Origin of the sequence: Exiguobacterium sp. K1, from assembly GCF_033721435.1 — a bacterium.
GTDB classification, from domain to species: domain Bacteria; phylum Bacillota; class Bacilli; order Exiguobacteriales; family Exiguobacteriaceae; genus Exiguobacterium_A; species Exiguobacterium_A artemiae.
This window is the reverse complement of record NZ_JAOTIT010000005.1, coordinates 156399-178008: the sequence shown is the minus strand read 5'-3', so window position 1 is coordinate 178008 and position 21610 is coordinate 156399. Positions and strand designations below refer to the sequence as shown.

Sequence of the window (21610 nt, the reverse complement as noted above, 5' to 3'; positions counted from 1 at the left end):
ATAGCAGAACCTCTTCCTTAAAGATAGGGGCTATTTCTGCGTATAATAATGTTTAGGGAAGTCACCATCATAATCGTTGCCATAAGGGCGAGGGAAAGGCATGATGCCCGGACCGTACAACGCTTAAATTTGCGCCGTTTGCCCCCACTAGTGATGGGGTTTTATTTGGAAATGGTCGCCGGTAAGTACCAGCCGCAACCACCAAAATGATGAATTCCTAACTATTTATTCGAAACGTAGGCTTAAGTTGGTTAACTTATTTCGTTAACCGAATACCCGTTTCATGTTTTTCTATTTTTTTGTCTTTCAACAATCGACCTAAAGCACGTTTGAAGGCAGCCTTACTTAGGCCAAATACCTCATCAATCGTCTCAGGAGGTGTCTTATCACCATACGACATCTGACCACCATGTTCAAGCAGGTGATTCATGATCAAATCCGCATCGATGTCGATTGCCTCGTGAGCACGTGGTCTTGCTGAAAGTAATACTGTACCATCTGGCTTCACATTTGTCACCCGTAATTTCATAACTTCTCCAAGTCGCGGCCACCGTTCCATCTCTTGTTCATGGAGAAAACCAATCGTCTGTTCATTGACCCAGACGTTGACGCCGGGATCCCGCTGAGCAAAGACAAGTCCTTCGACATCCATGTTATTCCACTCTTCCGGTGCTGGTTTTGCCCGTAAGTTGAAATACGCATATGGAGCCGGATCTCCGAGTAAACGAAGTTTTTGGTCATGTTTCAGACGAATGTAGAGTTGATCTCCTTCTTCCGGCCAAAATGTCCGGCGTTGCGGCAAATCATCAAGAGATACTAACACGTCTTTTTGAATACCGATGTTTGCAAATACGCCTGTATTGTAACGCGTACCGTTAATCGTCGTTTTGACATAGTCTTCAAACGATGCTTCCGGAATCGTCATCGAAGAAGCGAGACGCCCTTCGTTGTCCTGATAAAGAAAGACTTCCACTTCTTCGTCAAGTTCGAGTTTTTTTGTTTGTTCATTATTATGAAGTAAGATGTCCTCTTCCCCGTTACTTAAGAAAACACCAAACTCTGCTTCTCGTTCTACTTTTAATGTGACAACCTGTCCTGCGCGTAATGCCATGAGTGGTCATCTCCCTTCTGTTGTTTCCATCTGTTCCTGCGTATCACCTATCATACTATACTCTTTTTCCTCCCCTCTCCGACATGAAGCAAAAGTGACCAAATATGACATTTTTGTGAACGGTTCTGATTTGAGTGATTTTTTTGAAAAAAAGATATATGATTAAACAATAGGAAAAAGAAGGTTTAGTTTAGTTAAATATGGGGGAAAAACATGTTTCATAACATTCAATCGCGTTCTTTCGCAAGACGCTTCACAAAAACATTGGTATTTGCTTTTTTTGCATTCCTCGCAACGATCGGAATCGTTTTTGCAGAAGGTTCGAACAGTACAGACCTGTCTCCGAAGACACCTGCACTTCAACATATCGACACTCCATAAAATCTACACTAAGCGTGTGGATTTTTTTATTTTTCCCGAAGTTTTACAGGGCGATACAGGAAATCACGGTTTCGTCACGAATTCTTTTAGAAGATGTACATCATCTAAATAAGGAGGGCATGTCATGTGGTTTTACCTTTTCACAACGTTTACAGGTCTCATCAGTACATATTTGAGTTATACGACCGGCTATTATACAGATTCAATCGGTGTATTCGTTTTTACACTCGCCATCTGCTTATCGCTCTCTTCCTTCAGACAGCTCCTTCGGACATCTCACCAGTCCTATCATGAATATGTGCAGCATCGCCGAGTCAAAAAGCAGTATGAACGGATGAAAAAACGGGAACAGTCGTATCAATTGTCTTACGATCAACGTGAATCCATTCCACCACTTGCATTATCGGCGACAGAACAGCATGATAAATAAAGAACCGATTTAACTTCGTATTATTAGGAGGAACTGAGTCATTATGAATGAAATTCCCTTATCCAACGGTTGGACCCTTCGTTACTCGCCTGTCATCGACCTGTGGTTAAAAGAAGACGGCGTCCTGCTTGTCGATCACGAAGATAAGGTCCGACTGACATTGATCCTTGACGAGGAGTCGATGGAAATCAAACAGATTGATAATACTAACGCTTCTTTCTCGATTGACCCAACGACCCGTCGTTTGACGTTTGAACTTGGAGAAACCGAAGAAGAGTCGGAACCTCGTTATTGGGAATGATGACGAAGACTGGGTGCGATACCCGGTCTTTTTTTGTACAATAATCATTGAAAGTAAAAAAAGGAGTCTGATGCCACTATGTTACGCACAATCATCTGGTTCATTCATTTCGGACTGGTTCTACCCCTTACATTACCGTTTCTTCCGGGGGCAAAACGTCGAACGCACGCCGCACGCTACGCCTATACACAAAAAGTGGCTCACGCCTGGGCAAACTCATTACTCCGGCTTGCCGGAGTCAAAGTCCAGATGACGGGTCAAGAACACATCCCGGCCGACCAACCGGTCGTCTTCATCGCTAACCATCAAGGTAATTTTGATGTTCCGATCCTCCTCGGAAAAATCGACAAACCAAAAGCCTTCATCTCAAAAATTGAAGTGAACAAGATTCCCATTGTGAATGTCTGGATGAATCTGATGGGATGTGTCATGATTGACCGCAAAGATCGCCGACAGTCCCTCAAAGCCATCCGGGCCGGAATCGACACGATTAAAGATGGTCAATCGATGATTATTTTTCCCGAAGGCACACGTTCTAAAGGAGGACCTGTCGCCGAGTTTAAGGCAGGCAGTTTTACACTGGCTACATCGAGCGGAGCATTAGTCGTTCCGATTGCGATTTCAGGAAGCTATCGTGTCATGGAGGAAACCGGACGCATTCGACCGGCGACCGTCGATGTGACGATTTTAAAACCGATCGACCCGACATCCATGTCGCAAAAAGAACTGGTCGTTCTGGTCGAACAACAAATCAAGGAAATTGTAGAAGGAGTCTGACATGTTACTTAAAGTCGATCAACTAAAAAAAGAATTCGCCGATAAAATCGTATTCGAGGATGTCACCTTTTCCGTGAGTCCCGGTGACCGGATCGGAATCATCGGTGTCAACGGTACCGGAAAATCAACGTTGCTTCATATCTTAGCTGGACAAGAAACACCGGACGCCGGTGAGCTTCAACATCCAAATGACTACCGGATCCGCCTGCTTTCGCAGTCAACGGATTATCCGGAAGATCAAACAGTCATGCAGGTTTTGTTATCCGGCAATACCCCCACCATCAATGCGCTTCGTCATTATGAAGTTGCACGGTTGGCTCTTGAGCAAGATCCGGCAAATGAAACGTTACTGACACGGTTCATCAGCGCACAAACAGAAATCGATGCTGCGAACGCCTGGGATACTGAGTCCCGTCTCAAAATGATTTTAAATAAACTCGGCATCACGAATCTTGAAGCTACGATCGGTTCCTTGTCAGGCGGACAACGAAAACGGGTCGGACTGGCTGAAGCGTTGCTCGACGAAGCCGATCTTTTACTCCTCGATGAGCCGACCAACGAACTTGACGCCGAGACGATCACTTGGCTTGAATCGCAAATTAAGGAATACCGCGGGGCGATCTTACTGATCACCCACGATCGTTACTTCTTGAACCGTGTCACGAATCATATGATGGAAATCGCGAACGGTACAGCTTACTTTTATGTTGGCAATTATGAGTCATTCCTCGAGAAACGGGCGGAGCGCCGGGAACGGACAGCCTCGATGGAAGAAAAACGACAAAACATCCTTCGGCGGGAACTCGCCTGGCTGCGCCGCGGGGCGAAAGCACGGACGACCAAACAAAAGGCACGGATTCAACGGGTGGATGCTCTGCAAGAACTGTCTTACGAAGAAGACGAAGCAGCGCTCGAAGTTCAGGTCGGCTCCACCCGACTCGGGAAAAAAGTCATCGAAGCAGTGGATGTCAGTCAGCAATTTGGCGATCGGACGTTGTTCAATGATTTCAGCTGGTTATTTGGCCGGAAGGAACGATACGGAATCGTCGGACGAAACGGGAGTGGAAAATCTACTTTGTTATCGATTCTTGCCAAACGCCTGGAACCGACGAGCGGTGAAGTTATTCACGGCGAAACAGTAAAAGTCGGCTTTTACGGTCAATTCGCAGAATTCAGTCACCCTAACCGCCGGGTCATTGAAGAAGTCGAACGGATCGCCCAAGTCATCACGACCCTGGACGGTCAGGAAATCACGGCAAGTCAGATGCTGGAACAATTTTTGTTTAAACCGGAAGCACAATATAAACCAATCGGTAAATTATCCGGTGGTGAAAAACGACGGTTGAAACTGCTCACGATTTTGATGGATGAACCAAACGTTCTTTTCCTTGACGAGCCGACCAACGATTTGGATACCGAAACGTTATCCGTGTTGGAAGATTATTTGGACTCGTTCCCGGGAACCGTCATCACAGTCAGTCACGACCGCTATTTCCTGGACCGTGTCGTCAACCGGTTATTAGCATTTGAAAACGGTGAAATCGTATCGTACTACGGTCAATACACCGATTATTTAGAGCAACGGGAACTCCCTTCCGTCATCGAGGCACCTGTCGTAAAAGACGTGCCGACCGTCGAAGCACCGCCTGCCGAGACACCCAAAAAACTAAGTTATCAGGAACAGCTCGACTGGAAGACGATTGAATCTCAAATCGAGGAAGCGGAACTTCAGGCGGAATCTCTTGAGCAACAACTGGCTTCTTCCGGAAGTGATTTAGGTCAGGTCAACGATCTTTATCAGCAAATCGAACAAGCGAAAGCAAAAATCGATCAGTTGATGGAATACTGGACTTATTTATCCGAAAAAGTCGAGGCATACGAAAACTATAAAAACTAATTTTTTTCTTAAGAATCGTATCCATTCGTCAACACGACGAACGGATACGATTTATTTTTTTGATTCACATGAACCGGACAAAAGCAGTGTATGATAAAAAAAAGGACAACACACTTCAAGTGAGGAGGCAGTTTCATGCAACGATCCCCCTATTTCATAAAATGGTTTCCGCCGTTGCTGATCATTTCTACGCTGCTCGTAATTTCCTCTGCAAACGAATCGATTCCCAACCTTGTCGTCGAACAAATTCTGCAGTATCTGTCGATGATCTTGATTGCCTTTTTCATTTTAGTCGCCTATAAAAAAGAACAGTTTCTCATCGTTCCCAGACGGAATTTCTGGTTGCTTGCGCTTGGTTCTTTATGTCTATCCGTCATCGGATCCGTCTTAGAAACGATTCATTTGTTCAGTCCGCCCGAAAGTTTTTCCGGACTCTACAGCCTCGCTTTATTTTCCTTGTCTCATTATTTATTTTTGTATGCTATTTTTTACCGGATTGCTTCTAAAAAGAGTTTCAGTCAACACCTTTTGGCTTTTATCGATGCCATCATTTTAGTCATCTTTCTTGCTTTAGTTGCGTTTCATATTCTGAATGAACTGGTCGATCCCGCTGTCAATCCGTTCCCTTATTCGCTTGTCGTCATCATCAATACATCACTCGGTCTGTTCGTGTTCTTTTACTTTTTCTTTATCCAGGACACCCACTGGGTACCCCGGACGACACTATTTTTACTGTTCTTATCGATTTTCATTCGAGGTCTGTATGAAATATCGTCCGTTTATTTTCCGGCATTTACGATGCAGTATCTGGTTTTCTCGCCCATCCTTATCCGTTTGGCTCAGAGCGCAGCGATCCTTTGGCATATTGACCATATCGCTGAAGGGGTTAATAAGTCGCCGATCGTCCAACGTGCTTGGCTCCCGCTGTTATCTTTACCATTATTCCTTCACTATTTCCTGGATGAGGACGGACAAAAACAGGATGTCTTCATCATCTTATTTTTATTGATTGTTCGCCAGATTCTTATCACGCGCCAACATACATCGATCGTTCGTCAACTCGATACCCGAAATGAACAATTGGCGATACGGGTGGATCGACGAACTGAACAAATCAAAGCCAGTGAACAACAAGTCATTCCGCTGTTCATGGGACATCCCGATCCAATCGTTCGCTTTAATCAGAATCAGGAACCGACTTATGCGAATCAGGCTGCTCAACGGATTTTTGGCCTTTCAGACATGACGATTGATGATGTGACGGGCGAACTGCACCATGTTCAAACTGCCTTGAAGATAGGGTCGAATCATTATCAAAATGAAGCGAATCAACAATTCGAATTAATTTCGATCCCGATTCAGATTGGCGATACTGCCTTTGGTCACTTCTTGATCCTCCATGACGTAACAGAGCGGATGGCACGTCAACAGCAAATCGAATACCATGCCTATCATGACGGTTTAACCCACATCGGCAATCGCCGATCGTTGGAAAAAACGTTTAATGAAAAAACAGCCACCTTGAATTATCTGGCCCTGATTGATTTGGACGGTTTCAAACAAATTAATGACACGTACGGTCATGAAGCTGGTGACTATATCTTGATAGAAGTGGCACGACGTCTTGCCAATGAATTATCCGCTGGCGAATCGGTTTACCGGCTCGGCGGAGATGAATTTGCTCTGCTGACCTCGGCAAAAGATGAAGTTTCCTTAAGAAGACGCTGTAAAGTTTTCTTGAATCTGTTGTCAAAACCGTACCAGTATCACGGACAACAGTTACGCATTTCTGCCAGTGTCGGCGTCGCACGCCACGATTTGGAATCCGATTTAGAACAATGGCTGAAACAGGCGGATTTAGCCATGTATCGTGTGAAGCATCAAGATAAAAACGGCATCGGCGTATATCGTTCCGAAACGGAATGATGATTGCCGCTCAAAAAAACCGGCCATTCCGAATTACGGAAAGGCCGGTTTTTTGTTATTCCGGGCGTGGTGCGATGTTTCCTTCTTCAATATCGAGCAATAAATCAATTAATTCGGCACAAAATTCAGGATATTGGCGTAACAAGGCATCTTCTCCTACCTCATCCACAAAGTCCGCTAAAAGAATCCGGACTTCCGGAACTAACGCTTTGGCGACTTTCATGTAAGCAATCGCAAAACGCCATTTCCCCGAGATATAAAGGAGTTTACCGACCAGTAAATCCCCCGGTTCGACTTCAATTTCTCCTAAATCCGTCTGATAGGTCTGTTTTGACATAATGTCGACGACACGGTCTTCCTCAACAAGAAACAGAGAAGGCACCGGATCCGCCAACCCTCTTAAAGCACGGTACAAACTCGGTGACATGTCTTCCTTGACCTGTTCTAAAAAACGGCCGTGCGGTGTTTTGCCTTGTTCGTCTGTTTCATAAAAAATTGCCCAATCGACGAATAGATCACGGAACAGTTCAGCGTCCTTTAAATACCATCGTCCTTCCGTTGCAATTTCTTCGATGAACGCGACCCAATCAGTACTTCTGGCCGTTGCGGCTTCCTGGTACATCTTTTTTAATGCCGTATTCATCTCCGCTTCCGATACGGTCGTTGGAAAAGGAATGATCTTTCGCTCGCTTTTCATCGTGTCGGTCCTTTCCGGTGTGGGTTCGCCGGGCGTTTAATGGTTTTTGGTTCAGTTTCTTCCCGTTTCGGAATCACTTCCCCACGGTAAATCTCCATTTCTTCTAGTTCCACACCCATTTGTTTAGTCAATGTCTTCAGGTGTTTCAAATCGTGATCCGTGACGAGTGCAAGCACCATACCGGATGCATTCCCGCGTCCTGTCCGTCCTGAACGGTGAACGAAATCATCGAAGGATTCGGGTAAATCATAATGAACGACATGCGTGACCGCTTCGATGTCGAGTCCACGGGCTGCAAGCCCCGTCGTGACAAGTAACGGGAACTCTCCGCGTTTGTATGAACGAAGCGTCTCCATCCGTTCACGTTTTCCTTTTTCGGCGTCAAGAATACGGTACTTTAAGGAAAACTTACTGAGTTCGCCGTTTAACGGTCCGAGGAATGAACGGTTGTTGATGAACGTCAACACTTTTGCCCCTTGCATGTTGGCCAGGCGGCGCAAGTATTCCGGTTTGAGACGGCGTGACATCTCGATATAACCGAACTTCACTTGTGTACTCATGACGCGTTCCACTTTAATCCGTTCCGGCTCGTTCGCAAATAACGTTTTGCCCCATTCAGCCGTTCGTTCCGGCAACGTCGCCGAGATGAATGCCAGCTGACGATCACGCAATGCACTGTTGGCAATACGTGTTGCCGAAGCGCTCATTCCGCTCTCATAAATTTGATCGGCTTCATCCAAAACAATCAGTTTCACTTTATGCATCTTCATTTTTTTAGAATCAATCAGTTCGACGAGTCGTCCTGGAGTCCCGACGATGATTTGCGGTTTTTTCTTCAATCGTTCGTGCTGGCGTTTGAGTTCGACACCGCCGATGAAGGCACCGGATTTAATGCCGCTTCCTTGCGAAAACAGTTGAATGACTTGATGAATCTGCATGACCAGTTCACGTGTCGGTGCGGTAATCACGACTTGAATATGCGGGTCATTTTCATCAATCAATTCCAGTGCCGGGATGACATAGGCCAATGTTTTCCCGGTCCCGGTCGGTGCTTCGACCAAAACATCTTTTCGTTCGCGTAGTAACGGAATTGCCTGTTCTTGAACCGGCATCATTTTTTCGAAGCGGGCGCGTTCCCATGCTTCCGTAATAAAAGGTTTCATAAAGTCCATAACGTGTATTCTCCTACTCTCTTCTGCATCAGTCTGTGACATATTCAAATTGATCGTTCGTTTCGTCACGCATCCCGCGCAACGTTTGCGTATATTCGTTTCCGGCGTCGATCAGCCGGATATGATATACCACTTCCTGCTCACTCTTTATTTCTTCCGTCAAAATATCGAACCCTTGAATGACCCGGTCTTGAAGTTCATCCGCCAGTTTCGGAAACTGACTGAGTACCGGATAATCGGACCGGACATCACTCGGACGGCGGATCAGCTTCGCCAAGTATTTTTCGTTGTATCCGATGAAATCTTCAAAATCAAAGTCATCTTCAAAACGAATCCAAAATCCGTCTTCCTCAAACTCCGTAATCATACCCGTTCGCGGCGTTCCTTCAGTTGATACCTTTAACGTCACCCAATCACCTGCTCTATAATCGGCACGGTCTTGCAACATTGAAAAATCCATTTTATGCACCTCCACGGTCTATATTCCCTTTTTCATTGTCAACGATACGTCATAAAAATACAAGATAACCCGGTGTGACTTTTATCACGATTCAAACTGTCTTGTTCAGAACAGAATAAAAATAGTGATACAGATTTGAAAAAACGGCTAGATTTCGACCTTTTTCTGTTTTCCGGACATCTTCCAACCACTAGTACACATTTAAAAGATTCCTTCTATACCAACGTTTTTGAAGTCTCTTACGCTTTCACCGGGATGTAAAACTCTTTCCGCTTCATGTTTGTTACACTATTCACATAAGGGATGTATCTTGCACTGTTCACCTTACAACCAAAGGAGTGTTCATGATGTTACTTGAAAAAACACCAGCATGGCAACAATTCGAAACAGGCGCGTGGAACAATCAGATTGACGTGGCTGATTTCATTCGCCGCAACCGGACAGAGTACCGGGGGGACGATCAGTTTCTCGCCGGCCCAACCGTTGCTACGGAAACACTGTGGCAACAAATCATGAATTTAACAAGTGAAGAACGCTTACGCGGCGGTGTCTATGCCGTCGATGCCTCGACACCTTCAACGATTCTGTCACACGGTCCGGGATATCTTAACCGTGAGCTCGAACAAATCGTCGGCCTCCAAACCGACGAACCGTTCAAACGATCGATTCATCCGAACGGCGGTATCCGGATGGTCAATGATGCTTTGGAAGCCTATGGTTTTCAAGCGGACCCGCTCGTCACAAAAACGTTCAGTGAATACCGGAAAACACATAATCAAGGTGTATTCGATGCCTATACTCCTGAAATGCGCGCCGCCCGTAAAGCCGGGATCATCACCGGTCTTCCCGATGCATACGGACGCGGCCGGATTATCGGAGACTACCGGCGGGTCGCCCTCTACGGTACCTCCTTCCTGATTGCACAGCGGAAACAGGATTTGCAGGACCGTGGCGGCTTCCTGTCCGAATCGATGATTCGCGACCGCGAAGAAATGAACGAACAAATCCGGGCCTTGCAGGAACTGACCGAACTCGGACAACGGTATGACTGTGATTTATCACGTCCGGCCGAAACCGCCCGGGAAGCGTTCCAATGGGTGTACCTGGCTTATCTCGCTGCCATTAAAGAGCAAAACGGTGCCGCGATGTCACTCGGCCGCGTCTCGACATTCCTGGATATCTACATTGAACGGGATTTACAATCAGGGCGTTTGACGGAACAAACGGCACAGGAACTCGTCGACCATTTTGTCATGAAACTGCGGATCGTCAAATTCCTTCGGACACCGGATTACAATGATCTATTCTCCGGCGATCCGACCTGGGTCACGGAATCGATCGGCGGAATGAGTGAAGACGGACGCTCCAACGTCACAAAAAGTTCGTTCCGCTTCCTGCAGACACTCGTCAATCTCGGTCCGGCTCCCGAACCGAATCTGACGGTTCTTTGGTCCACCAAACTGCCGCGCGGATTCAAAGAATTCTGTGCCAAGATGTCGATTCTCTCCAGTTCGATTCAGTACGAGAATGATGATTTGATGCTGCCGATTTATGGCGATGACTACGGCATCGCGTGTTGTGTTTCCGCGATGAAAATCGGGAAACAGATGCAATTTTTCGGAGCACGGGCGAACCTGGCAAAAGCATTGCTCTACACGTTAAACGGAGGTATGGATGAGAAACTCAAAATGCAGGTCGCTCCAAAAACCGACTTGATTCTCGATGACGTCCTGGATTATGAGACGGTCATGGCCGCTTACGACCGCCAGCTCGACTGGTTGGCGGAACTTTATGTCAATACACTGAATGTTATCCACTTCATGCATGATAAATACAGTTACGAACGTCTTGAAATGGCATTACACGATCCGGAAATTTTACGGACGATGGCTTGCGGTATTGCCGGTCTGTCTGTCGTGGCCGACAGCCTGTCTGCGATCCGTTACGCTACCGTCTCCCCGATCCGCGATGCTGACGGAATTGCAGTTGATTTTAAAATCGAAGGTGACTTCCCGAAATTCGGTAATAACGATGAACGTGTCGATCAGATGGCCGTTGATCTCGTCAAACTGTTCATGGAAAAAATCCGGAAACATCCGACGTACCGTGATGCTTTACCGACTCAATCCGTCCTGACGATTACTTCGAACGTCGTCTACGGCAAAAAAACCGGTAACACACCGGACGGACGCCGGGCCGGTGAACCGTTCGCACCGGGCGCCAATCCGATGCACGGACGCGATACGAAAGGGGCTGTCGCTGCATTGACATCCGTCGGCAAATTACCGTACGAACACGCACTCGACGGAATCTCTTATACGTTCTCGATCGTCCCGAAAGCCCTCGGGAAAGATGAACCGACACGAATCCGCAACACTGTCGGATTGCTCGACGGCTATATGGGCGGAACTACTTCAAAAGGACATCACTTAAACGTCAACGTCTTTGACCGGGAAACGTTGCTTGACGCGATGGAACATCCGGAACTTTATCCCCAGTTGACAATCCGGGTTTCCGGTTACGCCGTCAACTTCATCAAATTGACCCGCGAACAGCAAATCGACGTCATCAACCGGACATTCCACGGTGCACTTTAACGGAACAGAAAGGATGGAATAACCATGACACACGGAACGATTCATTCTGTTGAATCCTGCGGTACGGTCGACGGACCCGGCATTCGCTTTATCGTCTTCACACAAGGCTGTCCTTTACGTTGCCAATACTGCCATAATGCGGATACGTGGGAATTCGGATGCGGTCGTTCCGTCTCGGCAACGGAAATCATTGAAGAAGCGGAAAGTTACCGCTCCTTCTTTGACGCAACAGGCGGCGGCATCACGTTTTCCGGTGGCGAACCCCTCGCCCAGCCGGAGTTCCTTGAAGACGCACTCCGGGAAGCCAAGCAAAAAGGATTGCATACCGTCATCGATACGGCCGGTTCGGTCGTCCCGAAAAATATTGACCGGATTCTCGACTATACGGATCTTGTTTTACTTGATATTAAACATATCGATGACGCCACCTGCCGGATTCTGACCGGACGCAGTAATGCCAATACCCTTGCCTTTGCCAAACGATTGGCGGAGCGGAATATTCCTGTCTGGATCCGTCACGTCCTCGTGCCCGGTTTGACGATGACGGAGACGTTCCTTCGACAGACCGGCGAATTCATCCGGACACTCGGGAATGTCGAACGGGTCGAAGTCCTTCCTTATCATCAGCTTGGCGTCTACAAATGGGAAGCACTCGGCCTTGACTATCCATTGGCGGATGTTCTGCCGCCGAGTCCGGAAGAAGCTGCGGATGCACAAACCTTGCTGGATTCTTACTTGTCTTGCTGACGACAAGTTGCTACACTGAACACATAGTCTATGAACAGGAGGTACAATACCGAAATGAAGCATTTACTCGCTACTGTCTAATGATGAAAGAATTCATCACTTTCGCAATGAGTTGCGGATGACTGACGCTACGAGTCTGCTCATTTTCGGTATTTCCGTCATGCGGGATATACCTTCTTTGATTTGCACTCCTGCACACCATCCGCTCGCTTTCGGATGGTGTGTTTTCATTTCATCACAATTTGAAATGAACCCCAAAGGAGCTGAACCTATGCCTGCTGAAATCTTATCCATTCATGATGTCCGCTTTGATCTTCCAGAGCAGACGCTGTTTCAACACATTTCATTTTCGATCCGTCACGGTGAACATGTTGCTTTAGTCGGTGCCAATGGTGTCGGTAAAACGACACTCTTCCAGCTGATTTTAAAACAGCTTCAACCGACGGAGGGAAACATCTTCCGCGGCTATACGACGATCGGTCACGTCGCCCAGCATCTCACCTCAAGTGCACCTGCCATCCGGCTCGTCGAACAAGCCGACCGACTCCGGTATCAGGCGCGGGAAGCAGCGCTGCATGCCTCTTCACTTGAAATCTACCAAACGGCACTCGATCTCGATGCTTTTTCTCTTGAGGCGGATGCGGCACGGGCTTTAAAAGAAGTCCAGTTACCTGAACATGTCTGGCTTCATTCGTTTGATACACTCAGCGGCGGTGAACAGACCCGGATTCAGCTGGCCAGTCTGTTGGTCCAGCAGCCCGATTTCATCCTGCTCGATGAACCGACCAATCATTTGGATTCGGAGACGCTTGATTGGTTGATCGACTGGATCAATCAGACAGCGATCACTATTTTTTATGTCTCGCATGAGCGGGCTTTCATCGATGCGACAGCCGATGCTGTCATCGAACTGACACCGCATCAAGCGACACGATACAAAGGTAATTATCAAGCATATCGTCAGCAAAAAGAACAGGAACGCCTGACGCAGGAACGCGAGTATGAAAAGCAGGAAAAAACACGGAAGGAACTCAAACGGATGATCACCCAGTATCAAAACTGGCATCAACAGGCTGTTGCTCACGCCAGCGAACGGGATCCTTACGCCAAGAAAAAAGCAGCGAAACAAGCCAAGAAATTCAAGGCAAAAGAAAAACAACTCGAACAGACAATCGATCACCGGGTCGCCAAGCCGGAACAGCCAGCCTCCGTTCATGTGTCCTTCGAAGCAGCATCCTTTGCCGCCAAACAACTGTTTACGTTAAACGATGTTACTTTTTCGTATGACGGTCGGACGCTATTTAAAAAACTGACCTTTTCCATGCAACAAGGTGACCGGATTGCTGTCATCGGCCGGAACGGATCCGGCAAGACGACCCTGCTCCGGCTGATTCAAGGGGAGCTCGATCCGACGGGAGGAACAATCACGCGCCATCCTGCGCTGACAGTCGGCTACTTTTCACAGGCGCTTTCCGATTTACCGACTGACGGTTCCCTGCTCGATGCGTTACTGCAGGAGACGACGATTTCTGAAACCGATGCCCGGACGCTGCTTGCGTGTTTTCTATTTCGCCGAAATCAGGTGTATAAATCGATTGCTGAAGCGAGCATGGGAGAGCGATGCCGGATTGCTTTCTTACGACTTTACTTTTCCGGTGCCCGTTTGTTGATTTTGGATGAACCGACCAACTATCTGGATTTGACGACCCGTGAACAAATTGAAGCCGCCCTTGATGTCTTTCCGGGTGAACTGTTATTTGTTTCGCATGATCGTTATTTTAATGATCGTCTCTCGAACCGGACCATCACTTTAGATGGGGATGCGACCGTTCATCCGGTCGGTACGAAACCATTGCGGGAACAGCAGCCCAGTGACATTCAAGCCATTCAACACGATTTAAAGCGTCTTGATGATTTGACGGGAACAATTGATTTTGATTAACTGCTAATTCAATGAAACGAACGACGCCTCTCTGATTCATCAGAAAGGCGTCGTTCGTTTCGTTTTATTACTACATTCAATCATCGCTTTTGATATTTTAATTTTGTCCGTGCCTGTGCCTGTTTGTGGATCTTCTTCCACTTTTCTTTTTCCGCCGCCTGAAGAGCCGCGTTTTGCTTTCGTTCTGCATAGGCAACTTCGCGCTTCAATTTCAGGAAGCTGTCCCACCGTTCATGTGACAGCGTGCCTGCTGTCAGCGCCGCTTGCACGGCACAGCCCGGTTCTTCGCCGTGCTGACAATCCCGGAAACGGCAGGATTCCGCCAGCTCCTCGATATCCGAAAAGGTGGACGTCAATCCATCCGTTCCGTCCCATAGTCCAAGTTCCCGCATCCCCGGTGTATCAACGAGTAACAATCCGCTCGACAACCGTTTCAGCTCCCGGTGTGTCGTTGTATGCCGGCCCCGTTCATCATCTTCGCGAACGCCGCCCGTTTCCATCAACTGTTCTTCCGCCAACGCATTGACGAGCGTTGACTTCCCGACACCGGATGATCCGACGAGAACGATCGTTTCGTTTGGTCGCAATGCTTCACGTAAATCATCCAGTCCTTCTCCGGTCAGCGAGTCGACAGCAAAATACGGTGTACCAAAGGCAACTGCCTCCACCTCTGACAGAAATTCGTCAGCGGACGCCGTCAGACTCTTTTTCGTTAAGACGATCACGGGTGTGGCGCCTGCTTCCCACGCGACCGTCAAATAGCGTTCCAGGCGACGAACGTTAAAATCGTGCCCAAATGCCATGACGAGCAATGCAATATCGACATTCGCGCAAATCACCTGTTCCTCGGTTTCCGTTCCGGCTGCTTTTCTGGAAAATTGCGTACTCCGCGGCAAAACACGTTCAATCCGTCCCTTACCGGCTTCTCGTCCGCTCTGAATCACCCAGTCCCCGACGGCCGGCAGTTCAGCTTTCGTTAACGCTTCAAACCGCAGCTTTCCGGATAATTCACTTAACGTTTCCCCGTCAGCCGTCATCACACGGTACTGTTTTTGAAAGACTGCTGTCACGCGGCCCAACTGTTCATTTGTTCCGACTGCATGCGCCGGTACTTTACCCCATTCGTTCAAATGGTTTCCTCCTCTGATTTAAGGGAGGGAAACCCCTCCCTGTGTTCCGTTACGGTTTTCTTTTACGTGGCTGATTGCATACATAAAAACACCACTCCTCTCGTTTCTTATAGCCGTATTTTACCATATCTCATTTTGCCGACCTAGCAGAATCGTTAAAGTCAGACTTCCCTACTCCGCCTCAAGTCGGAGACGATTCCGGTCCGAAGGGCGTCGTGCCTCTTCTGTTCTTCCCTTAAGATAAGAGTATCAAGAAAAAGGAGGCTTCATCATGAAGCAATCAAAAGGAAAACAGGTCTTGATGGTACTTGCCGGTCTTGCCCTTCTCGCTGTCGTCATCGGTACATTACCGCATATGATCGGACTCGGGCTCGGTGCACTGCTCGCTTTTTATGCCATCAGTAAGTTTATCCAAACCTCAAATGTTTTTGCGAAAATCGGATTTGGACTGCTCGCAGCAATCGGCATAGGTTTTGCCTTATCGAACATTTGGGCCGTTTTAGGAATCGCCGCCGCACTGGCACTTTACATCGGATACATGCGTATGAAAATGCAACGGGTCGATTTAAACCAACTGTTCGCCCGTCGTCGCAAGACCTCATCGGCACACTTTGAAGCTGACTGGAAAGATCTCGATAAAAACCGTTACTGAGTCATTCCGTGTTATTTAAACATATTACGTAGATTCAACATCCAAGGAGGAATTTTTGATGAAAAATGTATTTGATCAATTAAACGAATTTGCGAATCAGATGATGACAGAAGTCAAGAAAGCAGCGGATCAAGGGGAAGCACCCGCTAAAAAGCTCGTCCGTCACATCCGGACAACCGAATCGGACTTAAAAGAAATCGACCGTTTACTCGAACGTCAACGGACATTACTCGTCGAATTAACACAAAAACAGGATGAAGCGAAGGAACTGGCGGACAAACGTTTTGCACAGGTCGAAATCGCCAAAGAAGCAGGCGAACAAGAACTGGCGGAACGGGCTGCCATCGAGTCGAAACATTACGGGGAACAGTTCCGCTTCTTCGAAGAACTGATCGTTGAAACGAAACGTGAATTGAATCAGCTCGAACGGGAAGCATTGGAATTGAAACTGAAGCTTGAAGACTTGCAAAACAAACGGTATGAATGGATGATGCGGGAAAACGTATCAAATTTAAAATCAAAGATGAACCAGGTGCTAGAACGCGAACCAAATGCTACTATTAAACAAGAACAACATCCATTCACAACAGAAGAACCTGAATCGAAGGAAGAGGAAGCTCCGATCGCAGAAGATGATATCGATGCGCGGATCGCCGATCTCGAACGTCGATTCCAAAAATAAGTATTTGGACGAAGGAGGCATTCTTGCCTCCCTTTGTCATGTCAGGAAGGAGATTGCCCGTGCGACGATTAAGTACAAAACAACTAGTCGGCTACGTGTCGATCCTGTTTGCTCTCGGACTATTCTATGATTTGATGACAGGCGCGGGGAATGTATTATTCGGGGTTCTCTTCCCCTTCCTCCTGTACTATGTCGGGATTCATTTCCGAAAAAGAAATCATGAAAAACTGGCCATCCTGTTTTATATCGTCGGTACAATCATATTAGCCGGTGTCGTTCTCAGTTCAGCAGCAATCGGCTTCGTCATCGCCGGCATCCTGCTGTATCTCGGAATCATTCTCGTGACCCGCCATTCTGTCCGGGAATTCTTTTTCTCAAAAATTTCCCCGAGTCTTTATGAAGAGGAAGGAATCAAGATCCAGCCGGCCTATTCGTTTGCGACCCAACAAGAACTTCCGTATGTCTTAAAGGATTTAAGCGAACAGTTCATCGTCCGTGATCTTGAAATCGACTTGACGCATGCGTATGTTCCGGAAGGTGAGACGCTGATCGTCGTCAGCGGTGTCGTCGGCGATGTCCGGATTTTATTGCCGTCCGGTTATGACTACACGCTCGACACATCAATCGGTTTCGGGAGCGTCAAGACAGATGTCCGTCGTATTCCGACTTTCTTCAACCGCCGCATCCAGTACCGTGCCCCCGAGTATGACGAGGCTGTCCGAAAAGTCCGGATTCATGTCATGCTAGGTATCGGGAACGTGGAGGTGACCTCGATATGAAACGCGATCAATTTCCGCTTGGTGTCATCGCACTTCAGGTGATGACCGGTTTTTTGACGGCCGTAATGACGACGTTATTATTTTTAAGTACACGCCAAGTCAATTGGCATGTACTTTTCGTCCGTCAACAGGACTTTCCTGTTTTCCTGCTGGTCATCGGCTTATCGCTTCTGCTGCCCCTGGCAGTTGGCAGTATCCATTATTTCTTTTTACGGCGTGATTTCAAGCGAGTCACTACGGCCATTATTGAACTGGAGCAGGGAAAAGAAGTGACGATTGTCAACGGTCCCTATTTCCATACGCTGACACGTCTGTCACGTATCGGGAAACGCATTGATGAACAGGTTGAAACCGTTCAAAAAATCAGTACCCGTCCGCAACATATCGAACAAGTCCGTGTTCAGGCGATTACAGAAGAACGCAAGCGCCTTGCCCGTGATTTACACGATTCCGTCTCCCAGCAACTGTATGCCATCTCGATGATGACGACTGCAGCCAAACAGACGATTCTGACGCAACCGGAAACAGCAGCCAAACAAATCGATTTGGTCGAAACGATGGCCCAGACAGCACAGTCAGAAATGCGTTCTTTATTGTTGCAGCTGCGCCCGGTAGAACTGGAAGGGATGACCCTTCAGCAAGGTCTGACTCAATTGCTGGAAGAATTATCGAGAAAGCAGTCAACCGAACTCAGCTGGAAGCTTGAAGCCATTGAACTGCCCCGCCCGATTGAAAACGAATTGTTCCGGATTGTTCAAGAAGGTTTGACCAACGCGTTGCGCCATGCAAAAGCGTCACATATGGACATCGAGTTGCGTCAATTTAATGATACGGTCATCTTAAGCATGAATGATGACGGTGTCGGCTTCGTCGTCGACGAGAAAAAACTGGCTTCTTACGGCATCAACTCAATGCGGGAACGAACGGCTGAGATGGGCGGAACAATCCGCCTTGTCAGTGTTCCGGGACAAGGAACACAAATTGAAGTAAAATTAAGAAAAGATCGGATGGTGCAAGTATGATACGAGTGTTATTAGTCGATGATCACGAAATGGTCCGTGCGGGTGTTTCTGCCTTTTTGTCCACTCAACCGGATATCGAGGTCGTCGCAGAAGCATCGGATGGACAAGCAGGTGCCGAGCTTGCGCTGAAACATCGTCCGGATGTCGTTTTAATGGATTTAGTCATGGAACCGGTGGACGGGGTCGAAGGAACACGGTTGATTCGAAAAGAATGGCCGGAAGCAAAGATCTTAGTCGTCACAAGCTTCTTGGATGATGAAAAAGTCTATCCGGTCATCGAAGCCGGTGCCATGAGTTACGTCTTAAAAACAGCAAGTGCCTTTGAAATTGCGGAAGCGATCCGTAAAACAGCAGACGGTCAATCCGTCATGGCGGCTCAGGTCACCGGCAAGATGATGGAACGATTACGGAAACCGACCAGTCATCTGCATGATGATTTGACGGAACGCGAACAGGAAGTCTTGCAACTGATGGCACGCGGCATGGCGAACCAGGAAATTGCCGATGAGCTGTTCATCTCTTTGAAGACCGTCAAAACCCACGTGTCGAACATCCTGTCGAAGCTCGATGTCGTCGACCGGACGCAAGCTGTCGTTTATGCCTTTAAACACAATATCGTTAAGTAATCTTCAGCATTTTCCTATACTTATATTTGCTCTCATACTCAATGAAAATGACCGGATTCCTTCTGTATCACAAGAGGAATCCGGTCATTTATTTATTTTCGTTTGATCACCAGAGTTTCCACCCCGGTGCTCCAGGCGGCGCATTTTCAATCATATGCCAAATCGGAACCGTGTAGGCAAACGCAATTAACGCAAACGTCACGAAAATCCAGAGTTTCCAATTCTCGAAGAATAACGGCGTCTGCATTGCCGCTTCTTCTGTTTCAGCGACCGGAAACTCTTCCGTCCCTTTCGGTGCCCGGAAAGCGAGCTGGAACATCGCAAATAAGAACAGCAGAATCGACAGGAATAAAATCGTTCCGCCGATCGCCATCGCCACGTGGTAAGGAATCCAGTCGGCGACAAGAGAATCCTTGAAGTAAGCCGCAGGACCGGTCCGTCTCGGGTTACCGAGTAGTCCTGAGATGTGCATCGCTGTCGACATGAACAGCATACCAATCGTCCATAACATCGTTTGAACCAGTCCGATCCGATTGATTTGTTTCGTCAATGTCCGCCCTCTGAGCAACGGAACCAGCCAGTAGGCCGTTCCAAAAAACGTCAGTGCAACGGCCGCTCCGACCGTGATATGAAAATGTCCTGTCACCCACAGTGTGTTATGGACGACGATATTTAATTGATGGGACGCATTGATGACCCCGCCGGCTCCGGCCGGAATGAAAAATAACATCCCGACAAACGGTGCTAAAAAGCGGACATCCCGGTACGGCATCTTCTTGATCCAGCCGAACAGTCCGGTTGCACCTTGACGGCGCCCCGCCAGTTCAAACGTCGCAAACATCGAGAATGCTGTCATGAGTGACGGAATGATGACCAAAAATGTGAGAACAACCTGAATGTATTTCCAAAAGGCCGAGATACCCGGCTCCAGCAATTGATGATGAAATCCTACCGGGAAAGAAAACAATAAGAATAGTAAAAAGGACATCCGGGCCAAGGCATCAGAAAAAATCTTTCCGCCGACGATTTTCGGAATGACGGTATACCAGACGATATACGCTGGCAGCAGCCAAAAATACACTAGCGGATGCCCGAAGTACCAAAAGAGTGTCCGGGACAACTCAATTCCGACTTTGTCCGTCCAACCGAGTGACAACGGTAACAGCTGAAATAGAATCGTTGCAGCGACACCGAGTGTCGCAACCACCCACAATAACACTGTCATGATACTCATGTAGGCCTGCAGCGGCGGATGGACACCTTTATGCTCCCGTTTATAATCCGCGTACATCCGGAACATCGCACCTGAAGAGATCCACGTCCCGACAACGAAAATGACGAGTCCGATATAGAACACCGGGTGTGCTTTTAACGGTGCATAAAAGGTATATAAAACCGAAGCTTCTCCTGCAAGGACCATCCATGTGACAAGGACAACACCCAGCATCATGAACCAAAAGCCGACCCAACCGAGACGTCTTGGGAATTCCTCAAAACGACCAAACGATTGTCCTAAAAAGGAAAATAATAATCCGAAAATAAATAAGGTCGTAAACACAATCGCCAGCATTAATCCGTGAGCAGTCAACAATTCGTAATAACCGATGCCTGCAATTTCCGGGATGACACCTGTCCGGACGAGGGTTTGCAACAACCCGCACAATCCACCGATCAGCAACGCCACCAGCGAAAAGCTGACATGGGCAAAGGCCAGTTTAGCTTCCTTCAATCCAATGGCTGTAGCGGGAAGACCACGCTCCACCTCAAACTCCTTTAACTTCTTGGAAATGGCATTCATTTACTCCACCACCTTAATTTTTGTTGACATCATATGATGACCGCTTCCGCAATATTCATTACAGACAATCAAATAGTCTCCGGCTTTTTTAAAGGTGTATTCAATCGAATTGATATGACCGGGTACGACCATCATATTGACGTTCGTCTTGACGATTTCAAAGCCGTGAACGACATCTTTTGATGTCACGAGAAAATCCACTGTCGCTCCTTTTTTGATGACCATGTCCTGCGGAGTAAACTGAAATGCTTGTGATACCATGACCGCTTCATAGCGGTTGTCGTCAATTTTTTTTAAGCCCGGTTTATCAAATGGTTTGGTCTGATCCACTTGAGTCGGATCAATCAACGTAGCATCGGACGGTGGTTGATTGCCGGAGGCGAAAGCAGAAATACCGATGATGACTAAAAAAACGGCTAACATCATACAGCCAAACACCAACCAAATTTTCTCCAAACGATGAATGTGCATTGTCTTTCCTCC

The 21610-nt window shown here is 47.5% G+C and carries 21 protein-coding genes; 14 read left to right on the top strand and 7 right to left on the bottom strand.

The genetic code is table 11. The annotated features are described in order from the left end of the window. Nucleotides 1-256 precede the first annotated feature (256 nt). Nucleotides 257-1111 carry a S1-like domain-containing RNA-binding protein gene (locus N7U64_RS11935; protein ID WP_214766405.1) on the bottom strand — a complete coding sequence of 285 codons (855 nt, stop codon included), beginning with the start codon at nt 1109-1111 and terminating at the stop codon, nt 257-259. Nucleotides 1112-1324: 213 nt separating this feature from the next. Here N7U64_RS11935 and N7U64_RS11930 point away from each other — a divergent pair, with 213 nt between their 5' ends. The 6 genes from N7U64_RS11930 to N7U64_RS11905 all read left to right on the top strand — a co-directional run bounded on the left by N7U64_RS11930 (nt 1325) and on the right by N7U64_RS11905 (nt 6823). Next, entirely contained in the window at nt 1325-1492 is a 168-nt protein-coding gene (locus N7U64_RS11930; protein ID WP_012369521.1) for a hypothetical protein, read from the top strand. A 124-nt stretch (nt 1493-1616) separates the two neighbouring features. After that, a complete protein-coding gene (locus N7U64_RS11925) occupies nt 1617-1922 on the top strand; it encodes a hypothetical protein (protein WP_012369520.1) in 306 nt (101 codons plus the stop codon). Nucleotides 1923-1965: 43 nt separating this feature from the next. Beyond that, complete coding sequence (locus tag N7U64_RS11920) at nt 1966-2223, top strand: hypothetical protein (RefSeq protein WP_012369519.1); 258 nt, start codon at nt 1966-1968, stop codon at nt 2221-2223. Nucleotides 2224-2301: 78 nt separating this feature from the next. Then, nucleotides 2302-3000, top strand: coding sequence for a lysophospholipid acyltransferase family protein (locus tag N7U64_RS11915; RefSeq protein ID WP_318929898.1), 699 nt, complete (start codon nt 2302-2304; stop codon nt 2998-3000). A gap of 1 nt (nt 3001) precedes the next feature. Then, nucleotides 3002-4897 (top strand): ABC-F family ATP-binding cassette domain-containing protein, encoded by a 1896-nt coding sequence (locus tag N7U64_RS11910; protein ID WP_318929897.1) that lies wholly within the window; start codon nt 3002-3004, stop codon nt 4895-4897. 135 nt (nt 4898-5032) lie between these two features. Beyond that, on the top strand, nt 5033-6823 hold the full coding sequence (locus N7U64_RS11905) for a GGDEF domain-containing protein (protein WP_318929896.1): 1791 nt from the start codon (nt 5033-5035) through the stop codon (nt 6821-6823). 55 nt (nt 6824-6878) lie between these two features. Here the strand turns inward: N7U64_RS11905 and N7U64_RS11900 are convergent, their stop codons facing one another. Genes N7U64_RS11900 through N7U64_RS11890 form a run of 3 tightly spaced genes read right to left on the bottom strand, consistent with a single transcriptional unit; the run spans nt 6879 to nt 9152 of the window. Further along, nucleotides 6879-7520 carry a hypothetical protein gene (locus N7U64_RS11900; RefSeq protein ID WP_012369515.1) on the bottom strand — a complete coding sequence of 214 codons (642 nt, stop codon included), beginning with the start codon at nt 7518-7520 and terminating at the stop codon, nt 6879-6881. Next, entirely contained in the window at nt 7517-8692 is a 1176-nt protein-coding gene (locus N7U64_RS11895; RefSeq protein WP_318929895.1) for a DEAD/DEAH box helicase, read from the bottom strand. Before N7U64_RS11895 ends, N7U64_RS11900 begins: the two co-directional genes overlap by 4 nt. A gap of 28 nt (nt 8693-8720) precedes the next feature. Next, the gene (locus tag N7U64_RS11890) at nt 8721-9152 is read right to left on the bottom strand and encodes a hypothetical protein (protein WP_318929894.1); all 432 of its coding nucleotides are present in this window, start codon (nt 9150-9152) and stop codon (nt 8721-8723) included. Between the two features lie 347 nt (nt 9153-9499). Here N7U64_RS11890 and pflB point away from each other — a divergent pair, with 347 nt between their 5' ends. The 3 genes from pflB (at nt 9500) to abc-f (ending at nt 14438) form a co-directional block, all read left to right on the top strand. Then, nucleotides 9500-11749: a formate C-acetyltransferase gene (pflB, locus tag N7U64_RS11885; RefSeq protein WP_318929893.1), complete on the top strand. Its 2250-nt coding sequence runs from the start codon at nt 9500-9502 to the stop codon at nt 11747-11749. 24 nt (nt 11750-11773) lie between these two features. Beyond that, on the top strand, nt 11774-12496 hold the full coding sequence (pflA, locus tag N7U64_RS11880) for a pyruvate formate-lyase-activating protein (RefSeq protein ID WP_318929892.1): 723 nt from the start codon (nt 11774-11776) through the stop codon (nt 12494-12496). Nucleotides 12497-12767: 271 nt separating this feature from the next. Then, nucleotides 12768-14438, top strand: a complete 1671-nt coding sequence (abc-f, locus tag N7U64_RS11875) for a ribosomal protection-like ABC-F family protein (RefSeq protein ID WP_318929891.1) — start codon at nt 12768-12770, stop codon at nt 14436-14438. A gap of 80 nt (nt 14439-14518) precedes the next feature. Here the strand turns inward: abc-f and rsgA are convergent, their stop codons facing one another. Then, entirely contained in the window at nt 14519-15568 is a 1050-nt protein-coding gene (gene rsgA, locus N7U64_RS11870; protein ID WP_318929890.1) for a ribosome small subunit-dependent GTPase A, read from the bottom strand. A 271-nt stretch (nt 15569-15839) separates the two neighbouring features. Here rsgA and N7U64_RS11865 point away from each other — a divergent pair, with 271 nt between their 5' ends. The 5 genes from N7U64_RS11865 to N7U64_RS11845 are packed head-to-tail and all read left to right on the top strand — an operon-like array spanning nt 15840 to nt 19329. Then, nucleotides 15840-16220 (top strand): hypothetical protein, encoded by a 381-nt coding sequence (locus N7U64_RS11865; protein ID WP_318929889.1) that lies wholly within the window; start codon nt 15840-15842, stop codon nt 16218-16220. Between the two features lie 58 nt (nt 16221-16278). Further along, a complete protein-coding gene (locus N7U64_RS11860; protein ID WP_318929888.1) occupies nt 16279-16902 on the top strand; it encodes a PspA/IM30 family protein in 624 nt (207 codons plus the stop codon). 59 nt (nt 16903-16961) lie between these two features. After that, on the top strand, nt 16962-17681 hold the full coding sequence (gene liaF, locus N7U64_RS11855; RefSeq protein ID WP_012369506.1) for a cell wall-active antibiotics response protein LiaF: 720 nt from the start codon (nt 16962-16964) through the stop codon (nt 17679-17681). Then, complete coding sequence (locus N7U64_RS11850) at nt 17678-18703, top strand: sensor histidine kinase (protein ID WP_214766421.1); 1026 nt, start codon at nt 17678-17680, stop codon at nt 18701-18703. Before liaF ends, N7U64_RS11850 begins: the two co-directional genes overlap by 4 nt. Continuing rightward, nucleotides 18700-19329: a response regulator transcription factor gene (locus tag N7U64_RS11845; RefSeq protein ID WP_012369504.1), complete on the top strand. Its 630-nt coding sequence runs from the start codon at nt 18700-18702 to the stop codon at nt 19327-19329. The genes N7U64_RS11850 and N7U64_RS11845 overlap by 4 nt, the downstream gene beginning before the upstream one ends. A gap of 106 nt (nt 19330-19435) precedes the next feature. Here the strand turns inward: N7U64_RS11845 and N7U64_RS11840 are convergent, their stop codons facing one another. Both N7U64_RS11840 and N7U64_RS11835 read right to left on the bottom strand, forming a co-directional pair. Further along, nucleotides 19436-21127, bottom strand: coding sequence for a b(o/a)3-type cytochrome-c oxidase subunit 1 (locus N7U64_RS11840; RefSeq protein ID WP_318929887.1), 1692 nt, complete (start codon nt 21125-21127; stop codon nt 19436-19438). After that, nucleotides 21128-21598 (bottom strand): cytochrome c oxidase subunit II, encoded by a 471-nt coding sequence (locus N7U64_RS11835; protein WP_318929886.1) that lies wholly within the window; start codon nt 21596-21598, stop codon nt 21128-21130. Nucleotides 21599-21610 lie beyond the last annotated feature (12 nt).

What these genes read in the sequence shown, in the direction of transcription:
- N7U64_RS11935 (WP_214766405.1), bottom strand. Translation starts at nt 1,111, where the DNA reads ATGGCATTACGCGCAGGACAGGTTGTCACATTAAAAGTAGAACGAGAA.
- N7U64_RS11930 (WP_012369521.1), top strand. Translation starts at nt 1,325, where the DNA reads ATGTTTCATAACATTCAATCGCGTTCTTTCGCAAGACGCTTCACAAAA.
- N7U64_RS11925 (WP_012369520.1), top strand. Translation starts at nt 1,617, where the DNA reads ATGTGGTTTTACCTTTTCACAACGTTTACAGGTCTCATCAGTACATAT.
- N7U64_RS11920 (WP_012369519.1), top strand. Translation starts at nt 1,966, where the DNA reads ATGAATGAAATTCCCTTATCCAACGGTTGGACCCTTCGTTACTCGCCT.
- N7U64_RS11915 (WP_318929898.1), top strand. Translation starts at nt 2,302, where the DNA reads ATGTTACGCACAATCATCTGGTTCATTCATTTCGGACTGGTTCTACCC.
- N7U64_RS11910 (WP_318929897.1), top strand. Translation starts at nt 3,002, where the DNA reads ATGTTACTTAAAGTCGATCAACTAAAAAAAGAATTCGCCGATAAAATC.
- N7U64_RS11905 (WP_318929896.1), top strand. Translation starts at nt 5,033, where the DNA reads ATGCAACGATCCCCCTATTTCATAAAATGGTTTCCGCCGTTGCTGATC.
- N7U64_RS11900 (WP_012369515.1), bottom strand. Translation starts at nt 7,520, where the DNA reads ATGAAAAGCGAGCGAAAGATCATTCCTTTTCCAACGACCGTATCGGAA.
- N7U64_RS11895 (WP_318929895.1), bottom strand. Translation starts at nt 8,692, where the DNA reads ATGGACTTTATGAAACCTTTTATTACGGAAGCATGGGAACGCGCCCGC.
- N7U64_RS11890 (WP_318929894.1), bottom strand. Translation starts at nt 9,152, where the DNA reads ATGGATTTTTCAATGTTGCAAGACCGTGCCGATTATAGAGCAGGTGAT.
- pflB (WP_318929893.1), top strand. Translation starts at nt 9,500, where the DNA reads ATGTTACTTGAAAAAACACCAGCATGGCAACAATTCGAAACAGGCGCG.
- pflA (WP_318929892.1), top strand. Translation starts at nt 11,774, where the DNA reads ATGACACACGGAACGATTCATTCTGTTGAATCCTGCGGTACGGTCGAC.
- abc-f (WP_318929891.1), top strand. Translation starts at nt 12,768, where the DNA reads ATGCCTGCTGAAATCTTATCCATTCATGATGTCCGCTTTGATCTTCCA.
- N7U64_RS11865 (WP_318929889.1), top strand. Translation starts at nt 15,840, where the DNA reads ATGAAGCAATCAAAAGGAAAACAGGTCTTGATGGTACTTGCCGGTCTT.
- N7U64_RS11860 (WP_318929888.1), top strand. Translation starts at nt 16,279, where the DNA reads ATGAAAAATGTATTTGATCAATTAAACGAATTTGCGAATCAGATGATG.
- N7U64_RS11850 (WP_214766421.1), top strand. Translation starts at nt 17,678, where the DNA reads ATGAAACGCGATCAATTTCCGCTTGGTGTCATCGCACTTCAGGTGATG.
- N7U64_RS11845 (WP_012369504.1), top strand. Translation starts at nt 18,700, where the DNA reads ATGATACGAGTGTTATTAGTCGATGATCACGAAATGGTCCGTGCGGGT.
- N7U64_RS11840 (WP_318929887.1), bottom strand. Translation starts at nt 21,127, where the DNA reads ATGAATGCCATTTCCAAGAAGTTAAAGGAGTTTGAGGTGGAGCGTGGT.
- N7U64_RS11835 (WP_318929886.1), bottom strand. Translation starts at nt 21,598, where the DNA reads ATGCACATTCATCGTTTGGAGAAAATTTGGTTGGTGTTTGGCTGTATG.